This is a genomic window from Streptomyces sp. NPDC025721 (assembly GCF_055558595.1).
The window spans coordinates 87,355-100,980 of the sequence record NZ_JBVHMF010000020.1 but is presented as its reverse complement, the minus strand read 5'-3'; the positions used below and the strand labels follow the sequence as shown (position 1 = coordinate 100,980).

The following is a 13,626-nucleotide window of genomic DNA, read 5'->3' as shown; positions in this document are numbered from 1 at the left end:
GCCCATCTGCCCGTCCCCGTCCCGCCCGAGGCGTCGGCCCGGCCGGCCGCGCACGCCTCAGTCGACCGCGGCGGGCGCTTCCGCGGGTACCCGCCGGGCGCTTCCGCCCCGCTTCCGATGCGGGGCGATGTCGGGGCCGCGTCCGTGTCGGTGTCGGGGCCGGTGTCCGGACCGTGTCGGTGTCCGGACCGTGTCGGGCGATGTCGGACCGTGTCGGGCGGTGTCGGGCCTGGATGTCGGCCGGGCCGAAGGCGTCAGGCGGCGCTGAGGAGGGAGACGAGGTGGTCGACCGTCGCCGGGGACTCGCGGTGGAGGCCCGGCAGGTCGAGTCCCTCGTCGGCGAGGATCACCAACAGGGCGTGCTCGCCGACGGACAGGACGACGATGTAGCCGCCGTTGCAGCGGACAACGACGTCGCGCAGGCCGCCGAGACCGACTTCCGCCGCCGTGCGGCGGCCGACGCCGAGGCTCGCGGCGGCGAGCGCCGCCACCGACTCGGGCTGCACGGTCGCGGTGTCGGCGGCCACGAGCAGCCCGTCCGAGGTGGAGATCACCGTTTCGTTGACGCCCATCACGCGTTCACGCAGGGACTTGAGCGAAGCGACGAGCGCTTCGTAAGGGGCGGCACTGGTCATGGTGCACTCTCCTCGGGCAGGCCGGTCGCTGTCCCGCTCACGGCAACAGGTTGTTCTGTGACGGGTGGTTCGGTGACGAGTGATGGGGGTGACCGGGCGGCTTGCGCTCCGACGGCGGTCGTGTGGACGGCAGTTGGCCGCCGGGCTGGCGGCGCGGAAGCGGCCTGTCGTCGGCGCCTGGCGGCGGCGGTGACTGCCGGTCGGCGGCCCGCGCGGTCAGCAGCGGGCGCGGCGCGAGCGGGTCGTCGTCGCGCGCGGCGGCCCTGCGTGTCGCGATCCTGGCCAGGTCGAGCATCACCGGGTACACCCCGCGCCCCAGCGCGAACGCGAGATCGCGCGGTGTGCGGCGGCCGTTGGCGGCGAGCAGCAGCGTACGGCCGCGCTCGCCGATACGGTCCGCGTCGGACCTGGCCTCCGCGCGGACCGCACCGCGCGCGAACTCCCCTACGGACGGCACCATTTCGCGCAGCGTCCGCAGTCGCAGCGCGGTCTCCTCGGTCAGGCGCGCGGGCTCCTGGCCGGGCCAGGCGGCCAGTTCGGGGCCGCGTGCGGGACCGTGTCCCGGGTCGTGCTCCGGGTCGGTGCGCCAGCCGGTCACCGGTTGCAGGGCCATCGCGAAGGCGCCGTCGAAGAGCGCGGCGGTGCAGACGACGAACAGCTCCGCCGCCGTAACCGATCCGCGCGCGGTCAACACCGCGCCCAGTTCGCCGTTTTCGGGGAGCGCGGCCAGCGCGGCCTCCCACTCCCGCTCGTCGATCCGCCCGGACTTCAGCAGCAGCGACCGGGCGGAGGGGGCGGCGGGTGTCTCGACGGCGCCGACCAGTCCTTCGCGGAGGAAGAGGGTGCCGCCGGGGCCGCCTTCGACGGTGACGGCTCCGGTGAAGCGCTCCTGGCGGAGCTGGGCGAGGAGAGCGGGGACGTTCCGGGGCACGCGCAGCTCGGGGTCGAGGTCGGAGTCGGGCGAGGGATCGGGCGAGGGCTCGGCGTCGGGGTGGTCGAGGACCGGGGCGTCGGAGCGCGCGGGGGCGGGGGCGGGGGACGGAATCTCCCGCTCGGACCCTGCCCAGGGCTCGGACTTGGGCTCGGACACGGACACGGACTCAGGCTCGGACACGTCGTCGGGCTCGGTCCCGCTGTCAGCCGTCATGCGAACAGGCCCTCGGCGGCCGTGGCGATGTGCCGGGCGGCCAGCGCCAGATTGGTGTCGGCGCGGTCGAGCACCGTGGAGATCAGCACCGGGTCGCCCTGCCGGGCCACGACCCGCACGACGTGGTACGTCCGCCGCCCGGTCACCACCACGCTCTCCAACTCGCCCTCCGCTCCCGCCTCGTGCAGCCCGTCTTCGATGAGGCTCAGCAGACGGCAGACCTCAGGTCCGTTTCCGGCCACCGCGCAGTCCCCGCTCTCGGCGTATGTGAGACCGGTCACCGCGTCGACCAGGGCCGCACCGGACGTCCCGGACGCACCCGAGGTCCCAGCAGTCCCTGACGTCCCGGCAGCGGAAAGGACTTCGCCGAGTACCGACTCCAGCGCGTCCACAGGCACCCCTTCACTTTCGAACACCTGGCAGAGTACTTTAACGCCGAACTCTTTCACCTGTGATCGCGCATAGCTGTTTTCCGCTCACGCCGATCCTCGCCTGTACGGTCCGCGACACCCATGGACCTGCACAACCAAGGGAATTCCCGTGAACATTGAGTCGGCACTCAAAGAAGCGATGTCCGTCGAAGGCGCCATCGGGGTCGCGCTCGTCGACTACGAGAGCGGCATGGCGCTCGGCACGCTCGGCGGCGGCCGGGGCCTGGACCTGGAGGTGGCGGCGGCAGGCAACACCGAGGTCGTACGCGCCAAGGTCCGCACGCTGTCGATGCTCGCCATCGACGACACGATCGAGGACATCCTCATCACGCTGGGCACCCAGTACCACCTGATCCGCCTGCTCGGCAGCAGCACCGGCTCGCTCTTCCTCTACCTCGCGCTCGACCGGAGCCGGGCCAACCTCGCCCTGGCGCGGCACGTGCTCAAGCAGGTCGAGAACGGCCTGGAGGTCTGAGCCCCACCGGCTCCACCCGCCCCATCCGCCGCGTCGGGTCCAACGGCTCCCCGGGGTCCACCGGCACCCCCGGCTCCACCGGCCCTGCCGGACGGAATATGCGGACGGAATTTGCCCGTCGGTGAATTTCCGCCCGCCGAATTCCCTTTTCCCTCAGCCCGGCCCCAACGGGCCCCAACCGGCCTCAGCCAAAACATCCACCCCGCCCGTCACACGGTCGACAGATTCCGCGGGACGGGGTTTTGGCATGCGCCATGCCGCATACACATGTGGGGCGGCGCCCCGCCACGCACGGGAAATCCATTTCTCCCGCCCCCGGCCCTGGCCCCACTTTCCCCACGGGAACCACCTCGCGCGACCCCCTCACCGGCCCCTGCCGCCGTGGCCGGATATCGCCGCCTCGGCGGCAAGCCGGTGCCGCCCCACCGCCCCGCCGCTCCGCCGTCAGCCGGCGACGCGGAAGACGTAGTCGCCGGACCCGACCTCGTAGGCGGCGTAGCCGTCCTTCAGGCCGGTGAATCGGGCGTCGGAGGGGGCGTGGACGGCGGCGCGGGTGCGGGCCGGGACCAGGATCTGGGCCGAGGCGCCCACGGGGACGCCGGCGCGGAGCGTGAAGCGGCCGTGGCCGAAGGTCCAGGAGGAGGCCACGCGGCCGAGCGGGGACTCGACGTGGGCGGAGGCTTCGGTGAGGTCGCCGACCGGGTGGGGCCGGATCGTGATCCGGGTGTAGCCGGGCGCGGCGGGCTCGATGCCCGCGACGCGCTGGTAGAGCCAGTCGTCGACCGTGCCGAGGAAGGCGTGGTCGTGGGAGCGTGACGTGTCCTGCCACTCCTCCCACATGGTCGTGGCGCCGAGGCCCTGGAACCAGTAACCCCAGCCGGGGTAGGTGGGGTTGGTGGCGACGTCGTAGGCGAGGTCGCCGTTGCCGGTGTCGGTGAGGACGGGGAGGATCAACTTGGTGCCGAGCGCACCGGTGTTGAGGTGGCGGCCACGGGTCCTGATGTCGTTCGTGAGGTTGGCGACGACGGCCGCGCGCACGGACGCGGGGACGATGCCGAGGCTGAGCGGCAGCAGGTTGGACGTCTGCCGGTAGCCCGCGTCCTTGTTGTCGTAGTACGCCTTCGCCTTGGCGTCGTAGAAGTTCGCGTTGATGGCGTTCGCCGTCGTCGTCGCGAAGGCGTTGAAGTGCGCGGCGTCGGCGCCGTGTCCGAGGGCGCGGGCGATCCTGGCCATCATGGTGGCCGTCTGGTGGATGTACGCGGTGCCCGAGAGCCGGGTGCCCTCCGGCGGGAACGCGGCGCCGGGCGCGACCCAGTCGCCGTAGCTGAAGCCGGTGTAGACGTTGCCCGTCTTCGCGATGGTCTGCTCGTAGTGGTAGAGCCACAGCTTCATCGCGGCGTAGTTGTCCGCCAGCGGCCGGATGTCGCCGTAGTACCAGTACAGATCCCAGTTGATCAGCACGAAACTCGCCGACCAGACCGGGTCGTTCACGCCCTTGGCGCCGACGGTGCCCGGCACGGTGTGGCCGAGCGTGCCGTCCGCGTTCTGGTCGTCGCGGTGGGCGCGCATCCAGTTCTCGTAGAAGTTCTCCATGTCGAAGTTGGCGATGGCGGAGTCGGCGGTGAGGTGCGCGTCCGCGTCGTACGGCCGCTTCTCGTACATCGGGGTGTCGGTCGGGATCGAGTGCAGGTTGTTCAGCGTCGTGTTCGCCTGGGCGTCCTGGAAGCGGTTGAGCAGGTCGCTCGAACTGCTGAAGTCGCCGGTGGCGGTGACCGCCGTGTGCACCCGCTCGCCCTTGACGGAGGTGACGGTGACGCCCGCGGGCGCGGCGACCTGTACGTAGCGGAAGCCGTCGTAGCTGTAGCTGGGGCGGTAACTCTCGCCGCTCGCCGCGCCCTTGAGCGTGTACGTGTACGTCTGGAGCCCGGCGTTGTCGACCGTGCCGTCGGCGAGCAGCTTCTCGCCGTACGTGATCGTGACGACGGAGCCGGCGGGGCCGCGCAGCGCGGTGTCCGCCCAACCCGCCGTGGGCGAGGCGAAGTCGTATACCTTGACGGTGCTTGTCGCGTCGCTCCTGGGCGTGGTGACCTGCTTGACCGGGAGGGTGCCGGTCACCTTGATCGGCGGGAACGCCTGCGCGCGGAGGGTGCCGCCCGGGGCGGTGACGGGGAGCGCGGGCTTCCAGGCGGTGGCGTCGAACCCCGGTTTGTTCCAGCCGGGTTGTTCGAGCCGCGCGTCGTACGTCTCGCCGTACAGGACGGATTCGGTGCGCGTCGGGCCGTCGGCGGCCTGCCAACTGCCGTCGCTGGTCACCTGTTGGGTGCTGCCGTCGGTGTAGGTGATGTCGAGTTCGAGCTTCAGCTTCGGCTCGCTGTGCCAGGGCGAGGCGTTCCACTCGTCGGGGTTCGTCATCGCGTAGTACCCGCGGCCGAGGCTCACGCCGAGCGTGTTGCCGCCGCTGCGCAGGGACTTGGTGACGTCGTACGTCGCGTACAGCACCGTCTTGTCGTAGACGGTGAAGGCCGGGTCGAGTTCGTGGTCGCCGACGCGCTGTCCGTTGAGGTAGAGCTTGTAGTAGCCGAGCCCGGCGACGTAGGCGCGGGCGGACGCGACCTTCTTGGGGCGCTGGGCCTTGCCCTTCGCGCCGCCGGTGGTGAAGTCCTTGCGCAGCAGCCGCTCGGGCGGGCTCGGGACGCTGACCGAGCTGTACCAGGGCGCGTCGCCGTAATGCGCGGCCTCCAGGGCCGTGGGCCAAGCCGCGTCGTCGAAGTCCGGCTGCTGCCAGCCGGTCGGCGCGGTGGCGCTCGCCTTCCAGGCGGCGTCGGTGACGAGATCGGGCGGGACGCCCGCCGAGCCGTCGATGTGCAGCGTGCCGATCACCCCGGCCGGGCCGGGGAAGGTGTTGACGGCCTGGACCGCGATGACGTTACGGCCGGGCCGCAGGTCGGCCGCGATGTCCGTGACGGTGGCCGTGCTCCAGGAGTTGCTGACCTGCGGCGAGCGCGCGATCTCCTTGCCATTGACGTAGAGGACGAAGCTGTCGTCGGCCGTCAGCTCGAACGGGGCCGCCGTGACGGCGGCGTTGGCGGGGAGGTCGACGGTGCGGCGGAAGTACCGCGTGGCCGCGGGCGCCGAGTCGGCCGGTTTGCCCTCCGGGTACCAGATCCAGTCCGCGCCGGTGAGCGTCGTGGTCGCCGGTTTCGTCGGCGAGCCGATCCAACCGCCCTTGAACTGGCCTGGATTGAGGAACGCCGTCTCGAACGAGGCCGGTTGGCTCCACCGCGACACCTTGTGCGCGCCGTCCCAGACCCGCACGCGCCAGAAGTACCGCGTCTGCGACCGCAGTTGCCGTCCCGCGTACTCGACATCGAAGGACTGCGCCGAGCGCACCTCGCCGCTGTCCCACACATCCGCGCGGCCGTCGCGCGTGCTCGACACCGCGATCTCGTACGCCGTCTGCTTGGCGCCGTGCGCGTCGCCGCTCGCGCTCAGCGTCCACCCGAGCCGCGGCTTGGCCTCGTCCACCCCGAGCGGCTCGGTCTGATGCTCCACCGTCAACTTCCCGGCCCGCACCCCGCCGCCCCCGCCGCCGTGCCCGGCCCCACCGGCCTGCGCGGGCGCCACCCCCACGACCACCAAGCTCAGCACCGCCGTCACCACACGCACGATCACCGGGGTCTCCTCTGCATCTCTGCTTCGGCACGATCTCCCCATGCGTCGACCTCACGCGTCGCCCACGAAAAAATCGTTTCAAGTCCGTGGCCGCGAACCTAAGCGGCCACCCACCGAAGGGTCAAGAGCCCCACCACAAAGCATCAACCCCACCCAATTGAAACGTATTTGAAACCCTGACACCCCCACCCATCCCCCCACCTCCACCGCCTACCGTGCAGCCATGACCGCCGCCGCCCCGCACCCCCACCCGCTGCTCTTCCTCGACGTCGACGGACCGCTCATCCCCTTCGGCGCGACGCGTAAGCAGCTCCCGGACGGCTACCCGACCTGCACGCGCCAGCTCGGGCCCGACGCCAACCCCCTGTCGGCACGGGTCAACCCCGCCCTGGGCGCCCGCCTGAGCGCCCTGCCGTGCGAGCTGGTGTGGGCCACCACCTGGGTATCCGAGGCCAACATCTCCCTCTCCCCGCTCCTCGGCCTCCCCCAGCTCCCCTTCGTCTCCTGGCCCGACCCCTCCGAAAGCCACGACATCCCCGGCCTCCACGGGAAGACCCGCCCCCACCCTGCTCCACCGCGTCGACCCCCACCACGGCCTCACGGCCACGGACTTCGCGGCGCTCGACGAGTGGCTGAGCCGACTGCCCGACAGGGGCGAGTGATGGGGCCGTGCCCAGAGTGCCAAGTCCGCCTGACGGGTCCTACGACCTCCACGCCGAGTCTCCTGGAGCGTCCACGGGCGCCGCGGCCTGCGCGCGGCGAACTCGGTCCAACGTCTCCTCGCCGTGCGGCACACCAGTCGCACTGAGGATCTCCGCGAACTTGACGCCGATGAAGGCTCGATGAGTTCCCGTCAGTTCTCGGAGCATCGACGCCAAGGAGTGCTCCCAACTGTCCGAGGCATCGAGCAACCCCTGGTGATCCACAGTCCATTGCAGGACGTCCTTGGCTTGGTCCGGGTGGTAAAGCAGCCACAGAGCCGCCAGGCCGTGGGGACCCCCGCCCACAACGTCGCGATAGAACCGGTACGCCTCGTGCTGGTCCGCCCCCCACAGCGACGGCAGCGCGGGCGGGGCCGGTGGCGGCGACAGGGCCGGGCGCCCCGGCCGGAAGCGGAAGGAGACGCCCAGTGGATCCAGGCGGTAGGGCTTACCGGGATCATGGCGCCCCGAACTGAAGGGGGAAGGGCTCGCGTCGGACAGGCCGGGCCAGACGCCACTGAGCGAGGCGCTTTCGACGATCCGCCGGACCATCTCGTCCTCGGTGAGGGCGAGTCGGGCGACCACGGCGGGATCGCTCACCCACCATGCCAGGCTCTGGGGATACGTTCGGCCGGACTCGCCGCCCGAATCCCGACCGCGAGTCCGCGGTTCCACCTGGCACTCGCGTACTCGCAGCGACACCCATCGCGCTTCGCTCGCAGGCGCTCGCCAGGCGCTCATCAGGCCGAGCCGAGGGTGCCAGCCCACCGGCGCGCGGTCCTTCGGGTAGGCGACGAGGTCCTCCCCGTTCGGGTCCAACAGCACGAGTGCGCGGGCCTGGACGGCGCGACTCCACCGGAGTGCGATCAGGCACGACAGCGCTGAGGAGGTGGGCATTTCGACCAGCGGCTCGTAGACCTGCGACTCGTTCATGTGCGACTCCATTCGGCAGGACTGACGGCAGAGTGGGCGTGGTACCAAGTGAGGAGAAAGGCGACAACACCCGGCCGCCCGGTGGATTCGGCGGCGAGAGTTTCGAGCAAGGCGGCCAGCGCGACGCGGTGGCGACTGTCGGGCGATTCGCCGACGGCCGTCAGCGCCGCTGACATCACGGTGTCCGTGCCCGGACTCTCCAACGCCGCCATCACCAGGGGAACCAATGCCTCCGGCTGCTCCACGACCAGTTCGGAGAGCCGCAGCTTGAGAGCGCCGGTGCGCTGACCACCGTCGACGGCGCTGCGGCCGAGTTGTTCCATTACGTACACGGCGTAGGCATGGTGGCCGGTGCCGACCTGCGCGGTGGACCATTCGGCCAGTCGGCGCAGTACCGGATCCCGGTTTGCCGACTCCGTCAGCAGGGCCCTCAGTGCGAAGGACACGGCCGCGTAGAGTCTCCTGACGGTCTCCTGCTCGACGGGGCCGTCGAGCACCTTGTGCAGCAGTTGCAGGGCGGTACCCGGGCGACCCAGGCCAAAGCTGCCCGCGCAGGTCTCCGCCACTGTGCAGCGGAGATTGACATCGACGACCCGACTCCAGTCCCGCACCTGTGCCGTCACCCTGCCGACCATCTGTTCGTTCTGCGCCGCCTCGCCGAGGGCGTATGCCGCCAGCCGGCGGTGCCAGCGCAGGCCCGACTTCGCGAACGCCTGGAGCGGCTGGAGCGGCCTGGTACCGGTGGCATGGCAGAGAACCCGTCCGATCGACCGCCCGGCGGTCAGGTCGTATCCGGGCTGGTACTCGCGGCTGAGAAGGACCGCGCAAAGGTGGGTTTCCATGCCCGCCCGATCCCACCAGAGTTGCCGGAGCACCTGGTCCGCACGGTGCCTGGCCGGGAAGTCGACGGCTTGGGACCAGTAGTTGGAACTGTCGCCGGGGACCAGTCGGCGTGGCAGGAGTCGCGCCTCCACACACGCCAGCCGACTTTCGAAGCTTGGTCCCAGCACGTTCGGCGGCCGGGCACCGTGGACATCGGGCACAAGCACATCGCGGACACGCGTACGGTCGCCGTCGAGGTCGACGGCTCGGTCATGCGTGGTGTCCCACCTACCGAGGCGTTCGCGCAGCGCCGCCGCGTACGTCTGTACCGACTGGCGGTCCTCCCCGTGCAGAAGGGCGACCGCCGCGAGCAGTGCCAGTTCGTCCGGCTTACCGGCCACCTGGTCCAGAGATTGGCACACCTCGTCCGCGCCGCCCTGACTCAGGTTGGTGACAGCCTTCTCCACTGATTGGGCGCCGGCCGCCACGGCTCGCAGTTCCTCGGCGACATCCACCCCGGACTGCGGAAGTTGGTCCGCGTCGAGGTATCCGGCGAACACCGGGTCATCGAGGTACGACCAGGCGGATGAGAGGTGATCCGGCGACAACTCACCCGATTCCACGGCGGACTTCAGGTGTCCTGCGGCGACGTCGTACGCCCGCGGACGCACATGGTCCACCAGCCGATTTCGCGCTTTCACCGACTGGGCGAGATCGTCGTCCACCACGATCACCAAAGCGGCTCCGGCGTGGACCAGATGACCGGCCATCGCGCTCAGCACGACATCGTTGAGCGCGTCGACGGTCTGCGGTGTGGCGCCCGCGAGGATGTAGCCACGCGGTGCGGACGGACGCCAGCGGGCCAGGTCCTGTCCGGCATCGAGGCCGGTGATGCCGTCGGCGCCGAACCGCTCACGGAGCAGGGCGAACGCCGCGGTGGCCGCACCAGCGCCGCGGGCGCCCCGCAACAGGAGAACGCGGTCCTCCAGCACCGCACGGCATCGGGGATACGACGGGGGCTCGACAAAACCGCGCAGCCGGTCCTCGATCTCCGCTGCGGAGTATGCGCCTTCGCGTAGCCGTGGGGTGAGGATGTTCTCGGCTGCTTCTTCGCCGTCGCGGAAGATGAGAAGATTCAGGTCTCGTCCCACATTGCCCATGTGAGCTGCGGCACCGGCGCCCACCTGCTGCCGATTGCCCTGGTACGAAGCCGACCCGGCGGGCTGGGGCGCCGGGTCGGAGCCGTCCTCGGCCCGAGGGTGCGGTATGTCCCACTCGCCGCGCACTTCGTGCGCGTCTGCGGTTTCCGCGGTCACCGGTCGTCCTCGGCACCGCCGCCGACGTGCTTGGAGCCGGAGACGTTGTCGCCGCTGCCCCAGTGCTGGTTGGCTGCGCGATGGGTTGTGGACCGACCCGTGAAGTTGAAGTCCCCGCCCACACCCCCCATGAGCGCGGCGCTGCCGTCTCCCACTTCCTGGCTGTTGCGGTGATACGTGGCCGCCGGTGGCACACCCGGCGTTGCCGAAGCGGCCGGGGCACCAACCGCTGCGTCAGCGCTGTCGGCAGAGGGGGCCTCTTTGAGCTCCTCCCTCGCCGGAACTCCCGCACTGAGCAGGTTCCCGGATGGCGAAGGGACATAGAGCCAAGCCCGCTGGGCGAAGTTCTTGCCGTCCACTGTCGCGGGCACCTCCGTGCAGCGGTCCGGGTGCAACTGTGTGTATCCGCCGATTACGGCATCCTCATAGACACGGTTGGAGAGGATCGCGACAACGTGCGTGGTCTGCTCGCTGGCATTGGCGAGCATCGCCTTGACCTGCCGGGAGTCCAGCAACCTGTGTGTGTCGTTGCGAGGGGTGCCGTTGCCGTCGCCCGGGGCGTCCGCGTCCGGCACCGGACCGACGTGCACGCTGGCCCGCAGCCTGATCCGCGGCCCCACCTCGGAGCTGTTGTACTGACCGAGAATCTCGTCGAGTACGGGCAGGAACGGCCAGAGAACATAGGGCAGATGTGTCGGGTCGAAGCCGAAGACGATGCCGTCGCCCGTACTCGCCGGGAATCGCTTCGCGTCCCTCAAGTCCTTGAGCTCCGCCTTTTCCAGTGCGCGATCGACGAGTTCGGGAATCAGCTCACTCACCGGGGCGTGCAGAACGGACGGAAGTCCGGTGAAGTCCTTCGCGTCGACCGCGAGGAGGGCGCGGTAGGGAGGCAACGGTCGGCTCTGCGACCAGGGGGCGGGAACGGTCACGCTCACAGGTGTGCTCCTGACGTCGGACGGATGCTCTGGACGGTGCAACTGCCGGTTGGCGGCCGACTCCCAGCATTCGCGTACGTCTTGAGCCGTTCTGCACAGCGCAGGGCACTCCGCGAGTGACCACGGTCACAGCGGACACGTCTCCTTCAAGGGCTGACCGCAGAGCGGGCCGACGGGACGTCAGGCCGTATCGGCCCACGTCCGTAACCCGTCCAGGTCCTTGATCACGATCGACCGTCGCGCCGTCTCCACTGCGCCGGCGTCACGTAAGGTGCGCAGCGCCACGCCCACGGCGTTCCTGGTCACTCCGATGGACTGGGCGAGTTCTTCCTGCGTGAGGCCGGTCAACCGGACCGGCAAGCCCGGCTGTGCCGTGGCCGGTACTGATATCGGTCGACCGTGGCCCGAGCCCGCCAGTTCGACCAGTCGCACCAACGTGCGCGCGAGGCGGGTCACCAGGGGAAGGGTGAGCAACTCGGCGCGCAGCAGATCCGATTCACGCAGCCGGTGCATGGCTTGGCGCATCAGGTCGATCACCAGCCCATGCCGCTCGACGTAGGCACGGAAGCGCTCGGCCTCCAGGACCACCGCCGTGCACGGGCTGAGCGCGATCACATCGGCGATCCGCGTCCTGCCGTCAAAGACCGACACCTCGCCCAGCAGGTCACCCGGTCCGCGGAAGGCGAGCAGTGTCGTGACCCCCTGATGGTCCCGGCTCACAACCTTCGCGATTCCGGTGGTGAGAGCCAAAAGATGTGTCCCGGGATCGCCCTGCCGCAGCATCACGCTGCGCGGGCGAAACCGCCGTGTCGTCCCTTGGCTCATGACGTCGCGCCACGGCTCCGCTGGCAGCACGGGGACCTTCCCTCGAACCGACGAACCTGTACATGCGATCACGGACCGGGGCCGTGGCGTCACAGAAGGTTCTACTCCCGGAACGCGACAGATGTAAGCGGGCGTCGAACGGTTCCCCGCGTGGGGGATGTCAGGCGTCGGCGAGGAGGGGGTCGTAGGGGGTGGAGCGGTGGCGGGCGGACATGAAGGTGAGGAAGTCGGTGATGAAGGCGGAGCGGGTGTAGGTGGAGGCGGTGGCCGGGACGGTGCGGGTGAAGGCCGTGCGGAAGAGGGCGCGGTATTCGGTGGCGTCGATGGTCTGGTTGCCGTCCTTGTCGGTGACGTCGAAGAGGACTTCGGCGACGCGGATGAGGGCGGGGCCCGCGAGGGTGGGGGCGGCGGCGGTGTATTCGGCTCTGCTGACGCGGCCGTCGCCGTCGGTGTCGAGGGCGGACTGGAGTTCGCGCCACCAGTCGGCGTAGGCGTTGTAGAGCTTGGTCTCCTGGGGCTCGTCGAGGTCGAGGCGGGAGGACAACTCGCGGGCCATGGCGGCGAGATCGGGCCAGTCGAGGAAGCCGTCGCCGGTCTGGTCGAGGACTTCGCTGAAGAACTCGTCGGCGCTGCGCCGCGATCCGCCCGGTGTGGAGGTGCCGGTGGAGGTGGGGCCGTCGTCGGCGGACTCGCGCTGGGCGGGGAAGGGCGTGACGAGGCGGATGAAGGCGCCCGCCTGCTTCATGCGGTCGCGCACGGCGGTGACCGTGGCGTAGGCGGGGTCGTCGCTGTCGGAGGTGAGGGCCATCAGGTTGGTGAGGGTCTCGGTCCTGATCCAGCCCTCGGGAAGGAAACGGGCCAGGCCGGCGGCCATGTAGGCGCCCTGCATCAGCGTCTGGGCGCCGGGGATCTCGGGCAGACCGGCGCGGCGGCGGAAGGGCTCGGGGAGGGACGCGACGGTGATCTGCCCGATGACGGGCCCGGCGAGCGCGCGGCCCGCCGCCCAGACGGTGGGCAGGCCGTCCAGCAGGGGCGGCGCGGGGAGGTGGTCGAAGAGCTTGTAGAGGATGATGCGCAGCGCCTCGGTGTTCTCCAGCTTCTCCTCGACCATGCGGTCGAAGTACTGCCAGAACTCCGGCAGTGTGGGCGGCAGTTGACCTGCCGGGTCCCCCAAGGCGCCGAGGAACGCCTGGAATTCGGCGTAGAGCTGCTCCATCGTCGTCTGGTCGAGCGGCTGCCCGCTCAACCGGCACATCGTGACCGAACTCTCGAAGAGCGTCGCGACCACCCACGCGCGGACCTCGGGGTCCATCGCGTCGTACGGACGGTGCCGGGCGTCCGCACCGTTGAGCCGCGCGTGCAGGCGGTTGAGGCGCGCCGCCTCCCGCTGCCGTACCGCGTCGTCCGCGCCGAACATCCGCTGGAGGCTCACGAGGGTGTTGCGCAGCCGCCGCCACGGGTGCGCGACGAAGGTGGAGTTGTCGGCCAGGGCCGCGCCGATCTGCGGGTGCGCCGCCTCCAGGACCGTCGCCCTGATCACCGCCAGGCCCCAGCGGGGGTCGTTGAAGAAGCGGTGGAACTGGGAGTCGGGGCCGAAGAGGGATTCGATCCGCGGGGCGGGCGCCGCCGGAGGTGGCCCTGCCGGCGGCTTGACCGGGTCCGGTGCTACGGGGTCCGGTGCTACGGGGTCCGGTGCTACGGCGGCGGGTCCTACGGCGTCCGGTGCTACGGCGG

Annotated in this window: 10 protein-coding genes and 1 pseudogene; 2 read left to right on the top strand and 9 right to left on the bottom strand. The window is 70.5% G+C overall.

Going from position 1 to position 13,626, the window contains the following annotated elements; genetic code table 11:
* Positions 1–254 precede the first annotated feature (254 nt).
* From ACZ4EF_RS25610 to ACZ4EF_RS25600, 3 genes are read right to left on the bottom strand one after another with little or no spacing between them, the layout of a single operon-like run.
* A complete protein-coding gene (locus ACZ4EF_RS25610; RefSeq protein WP_355336469.1) occupies positions 255–635 on the bottom strand; it encodes a roadblock/LC7 domain-containing protein in 381 nt (126 codons plus the stop codon).
* Positions 636–672: 37 nt separating this feature from the next.
* Entirely contained in the window at positions 673–1,731 is a 1,059-nt protein-coding gene (locus ACZ4EF_RS25605; RefSeq protein ID WP_467506481.1) for a hypothetical protein, read from the bottom strand.
* A gap of 47 nt (positions 1,732–1,778) precedes the next feature.
* Entirely contained in the window at positions 1,779–2,180 is a 402-nt protein-coding gene (locus ACZ4EF_RS25600; protein WP_355336471.1) for a hypothetical protein, read from the bottom strand.
* A gap of 142 nt (positions 2,181–2,322) precedes the next feature.
* Between ACZ4EF_RS25600 and ACZ4EF_RS25595 the strand changes: the two genes are divergently transcribed.
* Entirely contained in the window at positions 2,323–2,688 is a 366-nt protein-coding gene (locus ACZ4EF_RS25595; protein ID WP_355336472.1) for a hypothetical protein, read from the top strand.
* A 444-nt stretch (positions 2,689–3,132) separates the two neighbouring features.
* Here the strand turns inward: ACZ4EF_RS25595 and ACZ4EF_RS25590 are convergent, their stop codons facing one another.
* A complete protein-coding gene (locus tag ACZ4EF_RS25590) occupies positions 3,133–6,360 on the bottom strand; it encodes a family 78 glycoside hydrolase catalytic domain (protein WP_467506480.1) in 3,228 nt (1,075 codons plus the stop codon).
* A 223-nt stretch (positions 6,361–6,583) separates the two neighbouring features.
* On the opposite strand from ACZ4EF_RS25590, the pseudogene ACZ4EF_RS25585 reads away from it, so the two are divergent.
* A pseudogene (locus tag ACZ4EF_RS25585) lies at positions 6,584–7,022 on the top strand (HAD domain-containing protein).
* A 39-nt stretch (positions 7,023–7,061) separates the two neighbouring features.
* On the opposite strand, the gene ACZ4EF_RS25580 reads toward ACZ4EF_RS25585, so the two are convergent.
* The 5 genes from ACZ4EF_RS25580 to ACZ4EF_RS25560 form a co-directional block, all read right to left on the bottom strand.
* Positions 7,062–7,994, bottom strand: a complete 933-nt coding sequence (locus tag ACZ4EF_RS25580; RefSeq protein ID WP_467506479.1) for a hypothetical protein — start codon at positions 7,992–7,994, stop codon at positions 7,062–7,064.
* Positions 7,991–10,132 carry a hypothetical protein gene (locus ACZ4EF_RS25575; protein ID WP_467506478.1) on the bottom strand — a complete coding sequence of 714 codons (2,142 nt, stop codon included), beginning with the start codon at positions 10,130–10,132 and terminating at the stop codon, positions 7,991–7,993. The genes ACZ4EF_RS25580 and ACZ4EF_RS25575 overlap by 4 nt, the downstream gene beginning before the upstream one ends.
* Positions 10,129–11,067, bottom strand: coding sequence for a hypothetical protein (locus ACZ4EF_RS25570; protein ID WP_401305188.1), 939 nt, complete (start codon positions 11,065–11,067; stop codon positions 10,129–10,131). Before ACZ4EF_RS25570 ends, ACZ4EF_RS25575 begins: the two co-directional genes overlap by 4 nt.
* A gap of 180 nt (positions 11,068–11,247) precedes the next feature.
* Positions 11,248–11,922: a Crp/Fnr family transcriptional regulator gene (locus ACZ4EF_RS25565; RefSeq protein ID WP_401305190.1), complete on the bottom strand. Its 675-nt coding sequence runs from the start codon at positions 11,920–11,922 to the stop codon at positions 11,248–11,250.
* A gap of 130 nt (positions 11,923–12,052) precedes the next feature.
* Positions 12,053–13,501 carry an oxygenase MpaB family protein gene (locus ACZ4EF_RS25560; protein ID WP_401718552.1) on the bottom strand — a complete coding sequence of 483 codons (1,449 nt, stop codon included), beginning with the start codon at positions 13,499–13,501 and terminating at the stop codon, positions 12,053–12,055.
* Between the last annotated feature and the right edge of the window lie 125 nt (positions 13,502–13,626).